The 409-nt window shown below is 31.1% G+C and carries 1 pseudogene; it reads right to left on the bottom strand.

What is annotated here, in order from left to right:
* Nucleotides 1–369, bottom strand: a pseudogene (locus ACWIX0_RS14250) (hypothetical protein); the annotation flags it as partial.
* Nucleotides 370–409: the final 40 nt, after the last annotated feature.

Here is a 409-nt window from a genome sequence, read left to right on the forward strand (position 1 = left end):
GCAGTTGTAAGTCAAATAAAGCAAAAACACAGGTGTTTTTTTACCTGCTCCTTAAGTCTCTTTTTCCTCTCACTCTTTTAGCACCCAAAATCTATATCAAAAGATTGCTTTCATCAATCTCTATTTCACCTTGCATTTTAGAGATATTTTTACATTCTTTTGCGATTAAGATTCTAATGTTTTTGCAAATTTTGTCAGTAGTTTTTTGTGAAATATGACAAATTTTTGCAATTTTTGTAGCTTCAATATCAAGACTTCTTGCAAGGCTACGAGCGTAAGCGAAGTAGAAACATATTTAAGAATCTCTCTTGTTTTTGCCTCTGAAATTCTTGAACGAATAATATACTTGTTTTTCATCGTGTTTATCATAACTTAAGACTCCTTTATTTTGTCTTAAGTTGTCTTGAGC

This window comes from Helicobacter sp. T3_23-1059 (assembly GCF_053654515.1).